The organism is Brumicola pallidula DSM 14239 = ACAM 615, assembly GCF_000428905.1.
GTDB lineage: Bacteria > Pseudomonadota > Gammaproteobacteria > Enterobacterales > Alteromonadaceae > Glaciecola > Glaciecola pallidula.
Window position 1 is genome coordinate 174,702 of the sequence record NZ_AUAV01000011.1, and the last position, 17,543, is coordinate 192,244.

General features: G+C 40.5%; 17 protein-coding genes. 11 read left to right on the forward strand and 6 right to left on the reverse strand.

Annotation, left to right across the window (positions count from 1 at the left end):
* Nucleotides 1-499: 499 nt before the first annotated feature.
* Complete coding sequence (locus G399_RS0103525) at nt 500-1,153, forward strand: dUTP diphosphatase (RefSeq protein WP_006012266.1); 654 nt, start codon at nt 500-502, stop codon at nt 1,151-1,153.
* 100 nt (nt 1,154-1,253) lie between these two features.
* Here the strand turns inward: G399_RS0103525 and G399_RS0103530 are convergent, their stop codons facing one another.
* From G399_RS0103530 to G399_RS0103555, 6 genes are all read right to left on the reverse strand, one after another.
* Nucleotides 1,254-2,393 (reverse strand): hypothetical protein, encoded by a 1,140-nt coding sequence (locus tag G399_RS0103530; protein WP_006012262.1) that lies wholly within the window; start codon nt 2,391-2,393, stop codon nt 1,254-1,256.
* A gap of 10 nt (nt 2,394-2,403) precedes the next feature.
* Nucleotides 2,404-2,814, reverse strand: a complete 411-nt coding sequence (locus G399_RS0103535; protein ID WP_006012259.1) for a type 2 periplasmic-binding domain-containing protein — start codon at nt 2,812-2,814, stop codon at nt 2,404-2,406.
* Between the two features lie 130 nt (nt 2,815-2,944).
* The gene (locus G399_RS0103540; RefSeq protein WP_006012256.1) at nt 2,945-3,364 is read right to left on the reverse strand and encodes a type 2 periplasmic-binding domain-containing protein; all 420 of its coding nucleotides are present in this window, start codon (nt 3,362-3,364) and stop codon (nt 2,945-2,947) included.
* 142 nt (nt 3,365-3,506) lie between these two features.
* A complete protein-coding gene (locus G399_RS0103545) occupies nt 3,507-5,177 on the reverse strand; it encodes an AMP-binding protein (RefSeq protein ID WP_006012254.1) in 1,671 nt (556 codons plus the stop codon).
* A gap of 409 nt (nt 5,178-5,586) precedes the next feature.
* Nucleotides 5,587-7,347 carry a D-lactate dehydrogenase gene (gene dld, locus G399_RS0103550; RefSeq protein WP_006012251.1) on the reverse strand — a complete coding sequence of 587 codons (1,761 nt, stop codon included), beginning with the start codon at nt 7,345-7,347 and terminating at the stop codon, nt 5,587-5,589.
* A gap of 100 nt (nt 7,348-7,447) precedes the next feature.
* Nucleotides 7,448-8,767 carry a ribonuclease J gene (locus G399_RS0103555; RefSeq protein ID WP_006012248.1) on the reverse strand — a complete coding sequence of 440 codons (1,320 nt, stop codon included), beginning with the start codon at nt 8,765-8,767 and terminating at the stop codon, nt 7,448-7,450.
* A gap of 240 nt (nt 8,768-9,007) precedes the next feature.
* Here G399_RS0103555 and G399_RS0103560 point away from each other — a divergent pair, with 240 nt between their 5' ends.
* The 10 genes from G399_RS0103560 (at nt 9,008) to G399_RS0103605 (ending at nt 17,476) form a co-directional block, all read left to right on the forward strand.
* Nucleotides 9,008-10,405: a DUF4397 domain-containing protein gene (locus G399_RS0103560; RefSeq protein WP_006012246.1), complete on the forward strand. Its 1,398-nt coding sequence runs from the start codon at nt 9,008-9,010 to the stop codon at nt 10,403-10,405.
* 177 nt (nt 10,406-10,582) lie between these two features.
* Complete coding sequence (locus G399_RS0103565) at nt 10,583-11,248, forward strand: response regulator (protein WP_006012244.1); 666 nt, start codon at nt 10,583-10,585, stop codon at nt 11,246-11,248.
* A 2-nt stretch (nt 11,249-11,250) separates the two neighbouring features.
* Complete coding sequence (locus G399_RS0103570) at nt 11,251-12,642, forward strand: ATP-binding protein (RefSeq protein ID WP_006012241.1); 1,392 nt, start codon at nt 11,251-11,253, stop codon at nt 12,640-12,642.
* Complete coding sequence (locus G399_RS0103575) at nt 12,639-13,025, forward strand: cupredoxin domain-containing protein (protein WP_006012238.1); 387 nt, start codon at nt 12,639-12,641, stop codon at nt 13,023-13,025. The genes G399_RS0103570 and G399_RS0103575 overlap by 4 nt, the downstream gene beginning before the upstream one ends.
* A 131-nt stretch (nt 13,026-13,156) precedes the next feature.
* On the forward strand, nt 13,157-13,858 hold the full coding sequence (locus tag G399_RS0103580) for a high-affinity iron transporter (protein WP_226988979.1): 702 nt from the start codon (nt 13,157-13,159) through the stop codon (nt 13,856-13,858).
* Complete coding sequence (locus G399_RS0103585) at nt 13,855-14,565, forward strand: hypothetical protein (RefSeq protein WP_006012232.1); 711 nt, start codon at nt 13,855-13,857, stop codon at nt 14,563-14,565. Before G399_RS0103580 ends, G399_RS0103585 begins: the two co-directional genes overlap by 4 nt.
* Nucleotides 14,566-14,569: 4 nt before the next feature.
* Nucleotides 14,570-15,265 carry a heparan-alpha-glucosaminide N-acetyltransferase gene (locus G399_RS0103590; protein WP_006012229.1) on the forward strand — a complete coding sequence of 232 codons (696 nt, stop codon included), beginning with the start codon at nt 14,570-14,572 and terminating at the stop codon, nt 15,263-15,265.
* A gap of 153 nt (nt 15,266-15,418) precedes the next feature.
* Nucleotides 15,419-15,907, forward strand: coding sequence for a TlpA disulfide reductase family protein (locus G399_RS0103595; RefSeq protein WP_006012226.1), 489 nt, complete (start codon nt 15,419-15,421; stop codon nt 15,905-15,907).
* A gap of 10 nt (nt 15,908-15,917) precedes the next feature.
* Nucleotides 15,918-16,175 (forward strand): DUF4266 domain-containing protein, encoded by a 258-nt coding sequence (locus G399_RS0103600; RefSeq protein WP_006012223.1) that lies wholly within the window; start codon nt 15,918-15,920, stop codon nt 16,173-16,175.
* Nucleotides 16,166-17,476, forward strand: coding sequence for a DUF3570 domain-containing protein (locus G399_RS0103605; protein ID WP_006012220.1), 1,311 nt, complete (start codon nt 16,166-16,168; stop codon nt 17,474-17,476). Before G399_RS0103600 ends, G399_RS0103605 begins: the two co-directional genes overlap by 10 nt.
* Nucleotides 17,477-17,543 lie beyond the last annotated feature (67 nt).

A 17,543-nucleotide genomic window follows, 5' to 3' on the forward strand; every position in this document is an offset into this window, starting at 1 on the left:
TGTTCAACAGAAGGTGCTTATACTATGACATGAATAAGCAATTCTTAACACTAGGATGTGATAAATATCGCTATCAAAAACGCAGAAAAAGCTCGGTGGACAAAGGACTATGTCTACCGAGCAAAAGGTGTTCCATGCCAACGCACCACACAAATAATGCAAAGGATGTTAAATGAACACACACAACACACAAGTACATGCAAAATCGTTGCCAATTTATTTTATTTAATAAAATCATAAACATAAAATAATTACATCTTATAATCATTACCTTAATGATGCCTTAAAGTGCATAAATATTGTTTTATGCACTGTATTAGTGCTGTGTTTGTGCACTGTTTGTGTACTGTTTGTGTACTGTTTGTGTACTGTTTGTGTACTGTTTGTGTACTATTCAGATGCAGTATTAAAGTCGGCATGAAACAGCTACAATATCGCCCTATAAATCTGCCGCCCCAACATTGGGTTGTCAACTTAACTAAAATTGAAAGGAAGATTGATGTTAACAAGTACTCAACTTAACACCATGCTAAACCTCCAAGATGGCATGAACAAAAAGGTCAATCCGCAATGGTTAACAGCCGGCTATAGCTATCTAAGAGCCGCGATGATCGAATCAGTAGAAGCTATTGAGCATCACGGCTGGAAATGGTGGAAGGCACAAAAATTAGATCTTCCACAAGTACAAATGGAGTTAGTGGATATATGGCACTTCGCCTTGTCTCACTTAATTATTCAGCATGAGGGTGACATCAGCTCGACAGCAAACGCCATTGAAAAAGCACTTTTAGGATCACACACAGACGTCATATTTGATGGTAACAAGATTAATTTTAGCCAAGCGACGCTGGTTGAAAATTTAGAACTCATGGCGGGCTTGTGCGTTGCTAAACGTTTTGACGTGGCATTGTTTCTAAAAATTGTGGAACAAGCTGAAATGGATTCAAGTGCCTTGTTTTCACAATATGTTGGTAAAAATATTTTAAACTTCTTTAGGCAGGACCATGGATATAAAGAAGGCACATATATTAAAATTTGGCACGGTAAAGAAGATAATGAACATTTAGTGGAAGTGTTAGAAGAAACAGACAGTAAGTTAAGTAACTATGCAGATCGTATTTATCAGCAACTAGAAAAAAGATATCCAAGTTAAGTCTTTTGGTCTGCAGAAATAAAAATGGCTACTCACATCGTAAGTAGCCATTGCGCGACCAAGCATAACGAGTTCGAAAATCCGCTAGCTACGTAACACCTTAAAAAACGTAGTTAACGGCGAATCGAAGTAGTGAATCTTCTTTATCATTAATATCGTTGGTTCTTTTTACAATATCTGCTTTTAAAGCAACATTGGTATCTAAGTCATATCTAACACCAACAGAAATAGTGTTATCTTCTGCCACAGCGGGTTGTTGTATAGCAACCACTAGCTGAGTAACACCCGGCTGGAAAGCCGCTGGAAAGCCGCTGATCTCAGATAAAAATTTAGGCCCATTATTTAGGTCCGACTTTTCATAGGTAATAAAAGGCGTCCATTTACCTGTTCGAATACCCGCAGTTACATAATAATTCACTTCATCAGGATAAAATGAGTCTGATATTTCTACACCGGTATATTCGGCGGCGACAAACCAATCAAAGACATCATATTCAATGCTGCCACCATAGAAAATACCACTGTCGTCGCTGGCTTGTAATTTATCACTCAAACTAGCCGACAGTTGCGATAGTTGTGTAAATGCTGGCTCTAAATCAGGGATATCAAAGTTCACTTTACCTGTTGCGTAAACCCCTCTAAATTTCCAGTTTTTATAAGCAAAGTCACCAGTAATAGCAACCACGTTATCGATGACTAAAGCAGCACTAGCGCCCGCAAGAGTAAACTCGCTGTCGATGTTACCCGTCGTAAACTGAAAGCTATATTCTAGATCACCAGTATAACCAGAATAGTCAAACCTGACGCCATCAATGTTATTGAAAGGAACTCCGTAAACTGACTGCGGAGCTACGACCCAATGGTAAGAATATCCGACATCCAAAGATGCTGAATATTTAAATAATGGCATCCTTAAACGTCCAGCAGAAACACTCGTATTATCAGAAGTTTGATAGGTAATGTATGCCCATTCAAAGTCTGCAGAATAATCATTACTTCCGCGAGCGACCAATTGCCCCGTTGCCGTCATTTTGTCGTTTATATCGCCACTTACCTGAATAGCAAACAAACTCTGAGAAGCAAAGCCGATATTGTCGTCATAATCGTACAAACTATCTTCGCTACTGGTGATACCACCAGTCAAATTTGCGAATCCATTAATGCGTATATCAGCTTGGGCCTGAAAAGTAGCTAATACTGCAACCGCAATTACGGATAAATTCTTGTTTAATTTAATCATATTCATCTCCTTACATTTCGACGATTTTGACAGCATCGGTCACTGATGCTTTATTGATATAACCGATCACACTAGGATTTCTTGATACTAAATCAATCACTTCAGCGTCAGTGGCTACTTCTTTCGGCGGAATGCCTTTACCTGTAAAAACCAGCTTCGACCAATATGCTGATACTTGGCTTGAGCTTCTACCAAGAACCTCTTGGTCAAAATTTTGTCTTATTTCCGTTGCGGCAGCTTGATTGACAGCAATAGTTTCGTTGCCATCAGCAAATTTCTTGTCTTTACCTAAAAATATACGTTGCACAGTTTTTGAGTCCAGCGCATTCGCGTTAGCAGGATTTACAACTACCACAAGCTCTGCAAGCACAGAGCTTGTTGCACATAACAAGGTTGCCGTTAAGAGCATTTTCTTCAACATCGTTGATTTTCCTATTTGACAGCTTTTTTAAAGGCCGTATTTAAAGGCCGTATTTAAGGGCCGTATTTAAAGGGTGTGTTTAAAGGGTTGTATTTAATAACTTAACTATGATTAATAACGTTTGATTCACTTATTTACTAATAACTACCTTAACTGCAGCTGTAACCGACGTGCTATCTATATAGCCAATAGCATTGATATCAGCTTCAACTGCAGCCAATACATCGGCTTCATTTTCAACTTCTTTAGGCGGTACGCCTTTTCCAGTGAATACCAGTTTTGACCAGTAAGCAGATACTTGGCTAGAACTTCTACCCAAAATTTGCTCGTCAAAAACACCGCGACCCACATTGTTAGTCGCTAAGTTAATCGGAACTGCAATGTCACCGTTACTGAACTTTTTTTCTTTTCCTAAAAATATTCTCTGTACTACCTTTTCGTCAATTTCAGCAGTGTTTTTCTTATTTACAACAACTGACATCGCCGCACTTGCAGCAAAAGAATTGCCTAGAAACAGAAGACCCATTAACAAACCTGTTTTTTTTATCATGTATGTTTCCATTCTTTGTTCAAGCCGGTGAATTGTACGGAGCAAAAGTAGATTTTTATGTATTATATTAGATACTTAATTATAAATTTAATGTAAAAAAAAGGTAGCTTTCGCTACCTTCGTTTAAATACGGTCTACAAAATTAGTCGTTCCAAACGATATCTTCTTTATGATTTGCTAAAATTATAGACTTGAATTTGTCTTCTATTACATGCCGCTTCACTTTTAGCGTTGGCGTTAACAAATCATTTTCAATAGACCATTCTTCGTTAAATATAACAATTCGGTCTAATTTTTGGTGACTTTCAAGACTATTATTGACCTTCGTAAGCGTCTCTCGCAAGCTTTCGACAATACCGATCTTATTATGCTCTCTCGCCTGTTCAGACAGTACTAGTAGTGCAATCGGTTGAGGTAGGTTAGTACCAGTGACACACACTTGTTCAACAATCGGATTTTCCATTAACTTTGCTTCAATTGGCGCAGGCGCAACATACTTACCCTTTTCTGTCTTAAAAATGTCTTTTAATCGACCAGTGATTTTTACATAACCTTCAGCGTCAATAACGCCTTTGTCACCGGTACGCAAAAAACCGTCGTTTGTAAACACGCCGGCTGTCTTTTCTGGTTCTTTATAGTAGCCAACCATGTTGCATGGCGAGCTTACTTGGATTTCTCCATCCTCGGCAATTCTTAGTTCAACACCGTCGTAAGCTTTTCCGATACACCCTATTTTATCCGCTTTGAAGGGAACGCTTCCCGTGCCATAAGCACTATTCTCAGTCATGCCCCAGCCTTCACAAATATCTACACCGATAGTATGAAACCACTCAATAGTTGCAGGTGCGAGGGGAGCAGACCCCGAAGCCCACAATCTAGCTGAACCGAAGCCCATTTCGTTGCGGATCTTTTTGGCAATTTTTTTGCCTACAAAAGGAATACTGAGTAAGAAGCTCAACTTTTTTTGTGGTAATTTGGCCAATACACCCAATTGAAATTTCGTCCACAAACGTGGCACAGAAATAAACAATGTGGGCTGACATGCTTTCACATCTCTGGTAAATGTGGCCAAAGACTCGACGAAGCGTATTTGCATACGAGAGTAAAAACTCGCTAGCTCGACTAATACTCGTTCAGTGATATGAGCAAGGGGCAGATAACTCACAATTCGGTCGTCTTCATTTACCGATAGCGCACTTAATGAGTTGCACGCAGCCCAACAAATAGTTTGGTAAGTATGCACAACGCCTTTTGGCTGCCCGGTACTACCAGAGGTATATATGACCGTCATAATTTCGTTCATGTCCGGAAGCGGACTTTCACTTAACGGCTCTATGTCAGTAAACTGTTCCCATGATGCACCAACGGCTCCAGGATACGGGAAGCCTATTTTTTCGATACTCGCAGGCACAGCGATTTCTTGTGCTTCGGTATTATCTAATTTACCAACAAAAATAAGCGAGCAACCGGCATGTTCGAGTACATAACTGATGGTTTCTTGTCCTGCGGTGGCAAAAATTGGCACAGAAATGTGCCCAGCCATCATAATTCCTAGGTCAACAATCATCCAGTGCGCACAATTTTTAGACAATACGGCGATACGACTACCCTTTGGATAATTTTTTGCCAACAAAGCGGCAGCAACTTTACGTACTTCTTGCGCCGTCTCATGCCAAGTAAAAGTGAGTTCAGTGTCACCTATTGGCTGAGTCATATAGAGAATATCGGGCTGTTCTTTTTCCCATTTATAGAGCATTGTTAAGGGTGAAACCACACTTTCTTGAGGAATCAAATTGGCAGTATCTGTTGGCATAATCCTTCCTGTCGTTTACAAGTAATTCACATTATTATAATAATGCGCGATTACTAATAATATACAACCGATTTTTACATTCGTTGTTATCAATTTTTTACGAATAGTTGTTTTGTTACAAACATGATTGCCGATGTAAAAAAAAGCTTAGTATAACAAAATCAATTCTTTGCAGTGGATTGGGCATTTTCTATTTGTGAAGAGAGTATGTATGACCAGTATTTTTGTAACAATTTAAAACATTGTCTGTGTCTGACGGGTTTGGAAAAACAAACGCCTTTTAAAAAATGGCAATCGGTCTTGCTGAAGTAATCTGCTTACTGTCTTGTTTTGATGTCTTCAGCCACAGTATCCATATTCAACATTTTAGTCATATATCAAAATTAACATATCAGTTGTATCCTGCTGCCTACAAGCTGCAGGCGCAGTTACGTTGAGTTTTGTCCATTTTACCTACCCCTGGATTGAAGGTATTTGTTGGATCAAGCGTTTCATAAAAGGCTTTTAAATCGGGCTCTGCTGCGTATAAATGTCCGACATTATGTTCTGCTGGATATTTGGCGCCTCGGCTATTTAAAAGAGCTAACATTTGTGCCTTTACTTTTTGCGCATCGACTCCTTTTTTCAGAATGTAATCTTGATGAAATACATAGCAAAAAAAGTGACCGTAATAAAGTTTCTTATCAATCTGATCCTCTAACTCCTCGGGTAATTTTTCAAGCCAGTCAATCTCGTTTCTCGGCAAAGCAATATCCAGCGCTAAAATATCGCCAACGGTCTTTTCAAACAAAGTATGATATCGCAGCGCTGCTCCTGCTGCGGCAAAACGATGCAAATACGCGCGTTTTGCTTCATTCTCATCACATACCATGAAGCTACCTGTTGTCGATTCACTGAAAAATTCTGACAAGAAACTGTGTGCTTCTGTGATCCCTTCATTACTCATTTTGAGAATAAGGTGATGTTCATAATCTTTACGATACTGAAGTAAACGCAGCGGAATATGCTCAGGGAAAAGACGGCTAAAAGCTTGCATAAATTTGTCTGTTAATGCTTTTGGCAACCAGCTCACTTTGTTTAGCGCAGCATCAATACGTCCTTTGATAGAAAATAAACGAGGTAATTGATCGGTTCCGAAATGCAGAACACTTAAAAAGGTATCTTTGCCATATTTTTGTGAAATATCAAAAGTATCTCGATGCATGTATTCTCCTACTTCGGGCAGGTTGCTCAAGCGTGATAACATTAATTTTCTGAGTTGGGCTAATTCCTTGGTATTATTTGTGCCTATATAAAACGTTTGCTCACGTTCAGCAACTGGATAAGTATCTAAACGAACCGCAAACACGGCCAACTTTCCAGCGCAACCGCTTGACTCGTATAGTCTTCGCTTATCCGCATTAAAGCGACTAGGTGTGTCAGCGTCGACATCTCTGATGCGCTCGATATATTCCTTATCGGATGCCATTTTACGACTTTGAGCAACCGGATCAGTTGCAAACTCTCCGAGTTGCAAATTTGTCAATATCGCTTCTGGAGAATCGCCGAGTTCAATTCCTAAGTGGTTAACTAGTATCAGTTCACCCTGTTCATCGACTTGCGCGTACAGTGAAAGTTCAGTAAAGGCGGGTCCACGTTTCACTAACGCCCCGCCTGAATTATTCGCTACACCTCCGACAATAGAGGCACCTAAACAAGACGATCCTATAATCGAATGAGGAGCGCGACCTATGCTACCTAGCTGTTTTTCTAGCTGATGCAGGGTGGCCCCCGGAAGACTAACAACTTGTTCACCCGCATTGATCATAAAGAGCTTATCAATAGCTAAAGTGTTAATTACAATAACAGGGCGATCGTAGTCGCTGCCGCTCGGTGTCGACCCTTCAGTTAATCCGGTATTGGCCGCTTGCATGACAATAATAGTGTTTGCTTTAACGCACACTTGCAGACTTTGCCACAACTGCAATAGTGTTTCTGGAAATATAACAGCCAAGGCGCTGCCGCCACCGGAGCGCCACCCTTTTCGGAAATGTGCGTTCTTTTTCGGATCGGCTTTAACATTTTTTGCACATAAAATGCCTACTAGCTCAGCCACAATAAGGTCGTTATTTAATGGCTTTGCGAGGCGATTATTGACGTTGGCTAAATAGGTGCACGTGTCGACGCTCATGATGGCTTTACTCCATTTTGATTAGTGCATAGGTAACCGCGTACTGGCACAACTTAACACATAGATTACAGCTAACGAGCACTATAAGCATAATGCAGCATTAAGATTTAATTGATTTATTCACTTCAGTTATGTCGATTCGGCCCACTTTAACCGCATTCTTAATTATTTTAATAGACGGTGCTAATTGGAATAGATCGCCATTTAATCCGACAAGTTGCTTTTGAACACCTTGCTTTTGCGCTATCAACGCATTTGCTTGCAAATGTTGGGGTTCGCCATGCACAGGAATAGCAACCTTAGGCGAAACCCACTCATACATATCGCGTAAATCGTGCTCATTTGGGTGACCCGATGCATGTATCGTGTGCTTAGATTGTGCTGATTGTATGACCGTAAGCCCCTTCGTTTTTAAGCTTTCGACCATTTTATCAATTGCCTTTTCATTGCCGGGGATAGTAATTGAGCTAAAAATCACCGTGTCACCTGATTCTACTTCGCAATCTGGATGACTATCACCTGCTAGTCTGCCCAATGCTGCTCTGGTTTCTCCTTGACTACCCGTGGCAACAATGAGTACTTCGTGCTTTGGTAAATAACCAATATCTCGGCGATGCGAAATTTTTAATTCATCCGGCCAATAACCCGTGCTGCGGGCAATGCTGTACATATTTTCGAGTGAGCGCCCCAATAATGTCATGTATCGCCCAGTTTTTGCAGCAACTCTTGCCAAACTAATCAGGCGAGCGACATTGCTACCAAAACAAGTAACAATAGCTCGACCTTGACACTGTTGAACCGTTCGCAATAGTCCCAGTTCACAATCACCTTCTGACAAGGAATAGCCTGGACGCAAGGCATTAGTCGAGTCACAGACCATTGCCGTTGGCTTCAACTTAGCAAGTTGTTTAAAGGGTGCTGCATTAAAAGGCTGGTCGGTTATTGGATTAAAATCTATTTTCCAATCAGCGGTATGGAAAATAGAGCCAACCGCAGTTTGAATAAATAACGCCTGCGCATCTGGTAATGAGTGAGTTATTGACAGCCACGTTATAGTAAATGGTCCTATATCAATTTTACTGCCGGGCTCAACAACAATAATTTTAACCAGTTCGGCAATGTCGGTCATATATAGTTTTCGGCGCAGTACCTCGGCAGTAAACTTTGTTGTGTAAATAGGACATTTGAATTTGTTCCATAACGCAGGCAACGCGCCCACATGATCCTCGTGCGCATGAGTGATAATAATGCCACACAAACTCTCTTGCCTATTTTCAATAAATACAGGATCAGGTGCTATCATATCAAACAATTTAGCAGATGGGTTTTGGTCATCTATCCTATCAAGGGGGGATCTGAAGGTAACGCCACAATCAACCATCAGCCAATTATTATTATGCCCGTATAAATTCATATTCATGCCTATTTCTCCTGTCCCACCTAAAGGTAAGAAAAATAAGTCTTTGTCGGACGGCTTGATGGTTCGAAAGTAGTTAATGGTGACCTCGCGTAAAATTTATGAAAAGTTTTATTACAAAAGTTTAACTTAAAAACAGTAATTTGGGCTAAACCGATCAAAAAAATTCGAAGTATATATAATTGTAATGAGCAAAATTGCTTTCAAAAAACGCAATATCTAAAAATGAATTAAGGAACTATCATGAAAATTACATCACAAAATAAATTACTGCTGCCTGTCTTTTGTTCAGCATTTTTATTGTCAGGTTGTTGGTTAGACAGCGATGACGATAAGGCCGTCGAACCTGTCGAACTAGCGACTAGCGCCAACGTGCGCGTTGTACACGCTTCTCCTGATGCCCCAACCGTCGATATTATTATAGGTGGCACACCGATAAGTCAAAAATTAGATCTTGATTATCAAGATGCCACAGCTTGGTACGCAATTGCACCTAACACTTACGAAATTTCTGTAGAAGCTAACTTACCGGGCGATGATGCAAACGTGTTGACATTTTCACCTGCCTTAGTCGGTAGCCAAACGTACACTATTTTAGCAATCGGTTCAGTTGGTCAAGGCACACTAGAGGCTTTAGTGGTTGAAAATACACTCACCCCGGTGACTGCTGGAAACGTGCGAGCGCAAATTGTACATGCGGCTCCAAATGCGCCCGAAGTGGATGTATATGTAACAGCGCCGGACACATTGCTATCAGCGGAACAACCGCTTGCTACTCTAGCTTATAAAGGATTTACCGGTCAGGTTGAAGTACCTGCGGGCGATTACCAAATTAGAATTACGCCAGCAGGTTCAACAACCGTTGTATTTGATTCTGGCACGCTTGCACTTGCAGCCGGCTCTGACTTATTAATTTCCGCCACACAAAATGTAGTAACGGGGTCGTCACCAGTGTCCCTCGTGGTCGCTACGGGTGCTGGTTCTGCAACCATATTAGACAAAGACACACCAGCTGAAATTCGCGCTGTGCACGCTGTTGCAGATGCACCTGCGGTAGACATCATTGCGAACAACGCATTAACTTTGTTTGATGGAGCCCCCTTTAAAGGCGCCACGAGCTACATTGAAGTTGCTGCTGGTGACTACCTTATCGACGTTGCCGCTGATGCTGACAACAGCATCGTTGTGATTGATGACGCTGCTATTACATTAACAGCGGGCATGCGTTACACAGCAATAGCGAACAATACACTTGCACTAATTGATTTAGACTTAATCATTGATACGCCAAGAAAAATCGCAACTGCGGCTCAAGTACGCATTTTTCACGCTTCACAAGCCACACCTAATGTTGATATATACGTCACGGCGGACGGCGAAATTACGGACGTTTCACCAGCATTTTCCGACGTACCCTATGCAACTGGTGCGCTCGCTGAGACTGGCTACGTGCAGTTACCTGCAGGAGATTATGTGGTTACTGTAACCCCCACAGGCACAAAAACTGAAGCTATTGAAACAGGCGTTCTATCGCTAGCCGCTGGTGAGATATACACGGCATTCGCAGTTGATGGTGATATGGAAGGTGCTGCACCGCAACTCATTCTATTAGATGGTTTCGTTGTACCACAGGCCAATTAAGAGGTTCCTACCTATTTATTCAACGCAAGTTGATTAAGAGGTTTTGAAGCTGGGCGTACGTTGCCCAGCTTTTTTTTGCGTGAAAAGTCATTGCATATAACATCCGCTATAAAAGCTTAAGCATGACTTAAGTATTCAGTTATAATATCAGAAACATCCCACTTATAAATTTAGCGTATGAGACTACTATTAGTTGAAGATGATACTCGACTTGCCGAAGAGTTAAGCAAATCGTTGCGACACAAAGGGTATGCTATTACTCACGTGCCCACAGCCCAAAGTGCCTTAGGTTCGTTGGCTAGTAACGAATTTTCCATGATGATCCTCGATTTAGGCCTACCCGACATGGACGGTATTGCGCTTCTAAAAAAAGCAAAGAAAAAATACACTGACTTGTCTGTCATTATACTTACCGCAAGGGATACAACTACCGATAAAATAGACGGTTTAGATGCTGGTGCTGATGATTATCTTGCTAAACCCTTCGACATAGAAGAACTGCTAGCCCGACTCAGAGCGATGGAACGTCGTTTAGGCACAGCAACGTCTTCACTAATCGATATAAATGAAGTGAGTTTAGATGTCGCGTCGCATGAGCTTGGGGTCTTTGGGGGAAAAGTTGAACTGCCGCGCAGAGAGTTCATGTTACTCAAAGCCTTAATGGAGAATCATGGCAGGATACAGAGCAAAGAACACCTTGAGAAAACATTGTATGAATGGGGTGAAGAAGTCAGTAGTAATGCAATTGAGGTGCATATTCATAATTTACGCAAACGACTACCTGAAAAATTCATTAAAACAATTAGAGGTGTTGGTTACAGTGTGCCTAAGCAAGCAAAGTAACTATGTATAGTATTAGTAAACAGCTTACTTTACTGCTGATTTGCTCACTCACGCTGATTGTCTTCAGTGCGGCGATCCAAGGTTATCGATCCAGTACAGAGATTTCAAGCAGGACTTACGACGATGAATTAAAAGTAGTCGCTCAAGGTCTGGTGCCTATTGCTATTAATTGGAACATCATTAATCCTAGTAATACGGCAGGTGAACCTGAACAACTTCTGATATCAAAAGAGGCTATGCCCGCATTAACGGCGAGAACATTAAATCAAAGTGTCGAATTCGCCTACCAAATTGTAGTCAATAAAAAAGCCGTCATTCGCACTGAAAATGCACCAACGGATCCCATCGGCGAATTACAACACGGTTTTTCAGATGTTAGTTTTTCAGGTAAACGTTGGCGTTTATTTACAGTAGAGTTCACTGAAAATGAATGGATATTAGTGGCTCAGCAACGAAAACTAAGAGGCTTGATTGTTGAAGAAATGATTTTAGCCGCCGTAAAGCCGATTATTTGGGTTATGCCTTTTTTAGGCGTGCTCATATTTTTGATCACCACAAGAAGCTTGGCGCCGCTCAAACAGTTGTCGAGGGATTTACAAACACGCCAGTCAAACAACTTATCTAAATTGAATATAAATAACCGCAGCACCGAGCTTGAACCGGTCATTCAAACACTGAATTTACTATTTGCTCGTTTGGCCTCGTCTTTTGAGCGTGAACGCGAATTTGTATCGCACGCCGCACACGAATTGCGCACTCCATTGAGTGTCATGAAAATTAATCTTCACAACCTGCAGAATAACCCCAGTGACTTAAACACTGACCTGCCGAAATTGCAGGAAGATGTAGAGAGAATGATCCAGGCGGTTAATCAACTACTGATGCTAAGTAAAACAAACCCTGAATTGTTGCTACAAGACAGAGAAAAAGTCGATTTATTAGAGACATGTCAAAGTGTTATTGGTGACCTATACCCGCACATTGAGCAAAAGCAACAAACTATTGAATTAATTGGCGACCATCAATTTGTATTTTCCAAACCTTTTCTAATGCAAACTCTGATTTCAAATTTAATAACAAACGCCATCAAGTATTCCCCCGACCATGGATTGATACGTGTAGATGTTAGTCAAGTTGCAACCAATACCTTTGTTACCATTGAAGATTCCGGTCCGGGTATTCCTGTGGCTATGCGAGAAAATGTATTGAAGCGTTTTTATCGTAGTGATGACGCCGTAAACAAAGGTATTTTAGGTAGTGGTTTAGGCTTAACAATTGTGGCTCAAATATTAGCAACACACGGGGCTAATCTGACATTTTCAGATTCAGAACTAGGCGGTTTGTCAGTACAGGTCAAGTTTACAGCTGATGACGGTCTGCCCAACTTACTATGACTAATAAACGTAGTTATCAAATCTCAGTCGCCCTATTTTGTGCTTACTTCAGCATAAATACTGCTATTGCTGCCACAGTTGTTACCATTGATCTTAAAAATCATATTTTTGAACCTAGCGTAATTACTATCTTACGAAACACAAAAATCAAGCTGATTATTATTAATCACGATGATTCACCAGAAGAGTTTGATAGCTTTGACCTTAACCGTGAAAAAGTGATTTTTGCAAATTCGAAAGCAACATTATTTGTCGGCCCACTACCAACAGGCAGCTATGACTTTTTTGGAGAATATCACCCCGAGACTGCAATAGGAAAAGTGATCGTCACAAATTGCGAAACGAGATTGGTTGATGGCTCTGAGGAAGTACAAAAATGCTGATCAATAGCCTACTTCTCTTTATTGAGGAAACATTGCCGATTTTCATTTTGTACGCCTATATTTGTGCTTGGCATTCCTTTTTTGACAGTAGTAAAAAGTCCTTACCATTAACTGCAAAAAGACATAAACCATTGTCGACCTGGATTTTTACACTTAGACAAGATCATCACTTCTTTTATCTTTTCGCCATCATTCTAGGGCTACTATCTAGTGCTATTCTCACCTATTTTCGTCCTTGGTTAGGCATGACACTTGAGGGTATTGGCTATGAAATTTTACTTATTGTTATTTCACTTAGCCTGACAACTGGGGTCATATTGGGTCAAACCACAAATAACGATATTACACGCAAACTATTGTTCAGTTTAAGTTTGTTCCTCCTTGTCATTCCTCATGCCAGTGACTTTATCGTGTTTTTTACTTCAGTCGGTCAAACTCAGTTGCGTCCCAGCGTTTACGTTGGCGTGAGCATCGGTTTGGGTATTTGTGTCAGTATTAGCTATCTTCTGTTCTTCGTATTTTTGAATATAGATAAGAGTCTGCCGCTAAAAATAGCCATTGCGCTATTTTTAGCTGGGCAATTAAGTAATATCGTCACTATTTTGCAGCAAATCGATGTTTTATCCTCCTCACTCCCTCTTTGGAATAGCAATAACTTTATTGCTGATAGAAACGAATATGGCCAATTTTTTCACGTACTTGTTGGCTATGATGCAACGCCCACACTTATCTATTTAGTCGTTTTTGGTGCCGCTACAATTATTATATTTACGCTTTTAATGAGAACTAAAGTGACCGAAAACAAAAATACCGTTCATGGAGTTATTGGATGAAACATATAGCGCCTATTTTTATGTGTTTATATATTATTATGCTCAATGGTTTCGCCATCAAAAGCTATGCATCTGAATCCGTCGATAAGGTTTATCACCCCTATGTGCTGCCTTTTGAGCGTGAGTTCGAATGGCGTTTCAGTTCAAGGAAAAATGACGATGGTAACGAACTATTGCAACGCATTGCATATGGACAAGCTATTTCTGAGTACGTCACTATTGAGGGTTATCTTGTGGGAGAACGTGACGCAGACGATAATTTCGGATTGCACTCATATGAAATTGAAACTCGCTGGATGTTGACTGATCAAGGACAATATTGGGCTGATTGGGGTGCACTATTTGAACTTGAAAAAGGGCATGAGAAAGACAGTTGGGAATTTACCACTGGCTTGCTTGCTGAAAAAGAGTTTGGCCGCAACAGTTTGACCATTAACTTACTGGTAACTCAAAATTGGGGCGATGATACAGATGAGAAACTGCAAGGTGAATTTAGGTTAAAATATCGATATCGATGGATACCTGAAATTCAACCGGCTATTGAAATATACTCTAACCGCGACTTTTTTGGCATTGGCCCCGCTTTTATGGGAATTAAACGGTTTGAGGGGCAGCGCCAACTCAAATGGGAATTAGGCTTTATAGCGGGGTTGAATGGTAACTCAACCGATCATACACTGAGATTTGCTTTAGAGATGGAGTTTTAACTCATTGAATAGTCGAATTTTCAGTATTGACGTTTTGCGGACAGTCGCCATTGTTCTTATGGTCATATTTCATTTTATATATGACCTCAAATTTTTCGGTTATGTTGACTGGAACATACCAGATGGCGAAGGATGGCGTACTTTTCGGTATGTTATCCTGAGCTCTTTCTTCATCTGTTTAGGCGCATCACTGCATTTATCATATCAACGCGCTATCAATTGGAAAAAATTTACTAAGCGCCTTATTCAAATTTTAGTCAGTGCGTTGGCTATTAGTTTGGTTTCGTTGTTAATGGTGCCCAACAACTATATTTATTTTGGTGTGTTACATTTTATTGCTGTTGCTAGCCTGCTTTGTATTATGTTTGCAAATAAACCCCGTATGTCCCTGCTTATCGGACTCTGCATAATTGCTGCCTATAACATCGGTTGGATGTCTGGCATTTGGCCATTCAATTATATCCGCAGTTACCTTCCCGCATATTCAAACGACTATGTCGGTCTGTTTCCTTGGGTAGGTGTGGTGTTCATCGGTATTTGGTTTGCTTCAACCGCATTTTTGCAAAATGATCCGCTAAAACATATCGAAAAAAACACATGGTTAGCATTGCCAGGTAAACATAGCCTGGTGATTTATCTTGTTCATCAACCGGCATTCTTTGCCATATTTGGACTAATCGCATACTTATCAGGCCGCTAATTTGATTGTTTATAGTGTTGATGCTCAATCAGCCTATTTGAACTGAAAAAGCAGCATAAGTTAAATACAGAATGCGTAAGGTAAAGTGCACCTAAGGTTCTCTTAAGTTTTGCGCAGTAAGCTCAATGTATATTTATATTCTTGAGTGTCGTTATGCGAACAAAATCCCACATTTTAATTTACATCTCCTTATTTTTTGCCGCCAGTATTGCCAATGCATCCACTGCCAAGGAATTCACCCTTGCAGACTTTCATTCGAGTAAGCAGTTAGTTTCTCTGCAAGATTTTAAAGGTAAAGTCGTTTATTTGGATTTTTGGGCGAGCTGGTGTAAACCTTGCCGCACTTCATTTGGCTGGATGAATGCAATGCAAACTAAATATGCTGCTCAAGGTTTTGAGATTGTTAGCATTAATTTAGACCAGGACAAATCTTTAATTAGTACTTTTTTAGAAAGCTACCCGGCTAATTTTCGTATCCTTTTAGATCCTGAAGGTAAGGTTGCCGCCGACTATGAGCTAGTCGGCATGCCAAGTAGTTACTTAATTGATAAACACGGCAATGTGCGCAAAACCCACACCGGTTTTTTTATACAAAACAAATCAAAATATGAACAAGAAATTATCTCTTTATTGTCTGAGTAGGAGCTGTTACATGAATATTAATCAAATAAAAGCATCAAAAAAACACACTAAAAAGCTAATTTTTGTGTTTTCCATTATTACCACAGTGCAATTAGGTGGTTGTGCCAATTTAGGCGTGCAACCTTGGGAGCGCGACTTATTGGCTAAGGATGAGATGGCCTTAAATGCCGACGCAGTAGATATCGGTTTAGACGAACATATTTATTTTAGTAAAGAAGGGACTAGCGGCGGACGTTCATTTGCTGGCGGAGGTTGCGGATGCAATTAACTAAATCAAAAAAAATAAGCACTCTTTTAGCAACAGCAACATGCACCTTGTTAAACACCGGTGTTCAAGCACAAGAAACTAAATCAGTAAACGATTGGCAGTTTGATACAGCGATCCTTTACTACGGAGAAACCGACCGTGTTAGCCTTCTTGAAGGTGTCGTTAGTGCAACCAAAGATTTTGGTGATCAACACATTCTAAATACTAAATTGGTGATTGACACGCTCACCGGTGCATCAGCCACAGGTGCTGTTTCACAGCCCTATGCACAAACATTTAGTCGCCCATCTGGAGATGGTCAATACACGACTTCGCCCAATGAATTGCCGTTGGACGATACGTTTCAAGACACGCGAGTGCAATTAAGTGCAAACTGGACTCAGCCTATATATCAAGATACTCGCATTAATATAGGCGGCAACATTTCAAGCGAATATGACTATTTGTCAGTCGGTACAAGTGTGTCAGCAGAACGAGATTTTTATAACAAGAACACGACCGCTTTGTTCGGCTTATCGTATCAATTTGATAGTATTGACCCTGTTGGTGGACGCCCTATTGCTTTGTCTTCCATGGTAGTCAATAACGGACAATTTGGCGCCGGTGAAGCTGGCGAAGATGCTTTTGAAACCGCTTTTAATCAAACCCGAATTACCGATACAGATGACAAATCAACTGTAGATGCACTTTTTGGCCTTACGCAAGTAATTAACCGTCGTATGATAGTGCAATTAAACTACAGCTATTCAAATAGTAGTGGTTACTTAAACGACCCTTACAAGTTACTCAGTGTCGTCAATTCAAATGGTGAAACTCAGTCCATAGTGCATGAAAATCGCCCTGACAGTCGCGTAAAACATAGTATTTATGCGCAAACTAAGTACGCATTTGATGATGCTGTCGCTGACGTTTCATATCGGTTTGCGACCGACGATTGGGAAATTAAATCACATACGATTGATTCTAAGTTGCGTTATAACTTAACAGAAACAGACTATATTCAACCACATATTCGCTATTATCAGCAAAGTGAAGCCGATTTTTATCGTCCTTACTTAAATGATGCCGATGTCTTACCTGCTGTCGCCTCAGCCGATTACAGATTAGGCGAAATGACAGCAATAACAGTTGGCTTAAAATACGCTCACCAAATGAATAATGGGCATGAATGGGGAGTACGAGCTGAGTATTACCAGCAAGATCCAAAAAATGCCGGCTTTGAAAATATTGGAGTACTTGCAAGTCAAGAATTGTATCCGAGTGTAAAAGCGTTTATCTTGCAATTCAGTTACAATTTTTAATACATAGGTAAGTCTTATTTTGTCTGACTGGAAGATTCAAACTGCCGATGATCATATCAAAGGCAGT

Excerpts from the sequence above, each read along its gene's own strand:
- G399_RS0103525 (WP_006012266.1), top strand. The coding sequence starts at position 500 with ATGTTAACAAGTACTCAACTTAACACCATGCTAAACCTCCAAGATGGC.
- G399_RS0103530 (WP_006012262.1), bottom strand. The coding sequence starts at position 2,393 with ATGATTAAATTAAACAAGAATTTATCCGTAATTGCGGTTGCAGTATTA.
- G399_RS0103535 (WP_006012259.1), bottom strand. The coding sequence starts at position 2,814 with ATGTTGAAGAAAATGCTCTTAACGGCAACCTTGTTATGTGCAACAAGC.
- G399_RS0103540 (WP_006012256.1), bottom strand. The coding sequence starts at position 3,364 with ATGATAAAAAAAACAGGTTTGTTAATGGGTCTTCTGTTTCTAGGCAAT.
- G399_RS0103545 (WP_006012254.1), bottom strand. The coding sequence starts at position 5,177 with ATGCCAACAGATACTGCCAATTTGATTCCTCAAGAAAGTGTGGTTTCA.
- dld (WP_006012251.1), bottom strand. The coding sequence starts at position 7,347 with ATGAGCGTCGACACGTGCACCTATTTAGCCAACGTCAATAATCGCCTC.
- G399_RS0103555 (WP_006012248.1), bottom strand. The coding sequence starts at position 8,767 with ATGAATATGAATTTATACGGGCATAATAATAATTGGCTGATGGTTGAT.
- G399_RS0103560 (WP_006012246.1), top strand. The coding sequence starts at position 9,008 with ATGAAAATTACATCACAAAATAAATTACTGCTGCCTGTCTTTTGTTCA.
- G399_RS0103565 (WP_006012244.1), top strand. The coding sequence starts at position 10,583 with ATGAGACTACTATTAGTTGAAGATGATACTCGACTTGCCGAAGAGTTA.
- G399_RS0103570 (WP_006012241.1), top strand. The coding sequence starts at position 11,251 with ATGTATAGTATTAGTAAACAGCTTACTTTACTGCTGATTTGCTCACTC.
- G399_RS0103575 (WP_006012238.1), top strand. The coding sequence starts at position 12,639 with ATGACTAATAAACGTAGTTATCAAATCTCAGTCGCCCTATTTTGTGCT.
- G399_RS0103585 (WP_006012232.1), top strand. The coding sequence starts at position 13,855 with ATGAAACATATAGCGCCTATTTTTATGTGTTTATATATTATTATGCTC.
- G399_RS0103595 (WP_006012226.1), top strand. The coding sequence starts at position 15,419 with ATGCGAACAAAATCCCACATTTTAATTTACATCTCCTTATTTTTTGCC.
- G399_RS0103600 (WP_006012223.1), top strand. The coding sequence starts at position 15,918 with ATGAATATTAATCAAATAAAAGCATCAAAAAAACACACTAAAAAGCTA.
- G399_RS0103605 (WP_006012220.1), top strand. The coding sequence starts at position 16,166 with ATGCAATTAACTAAATCAAAAAAAATAAGCACTCTTTTAGCAACAGCA.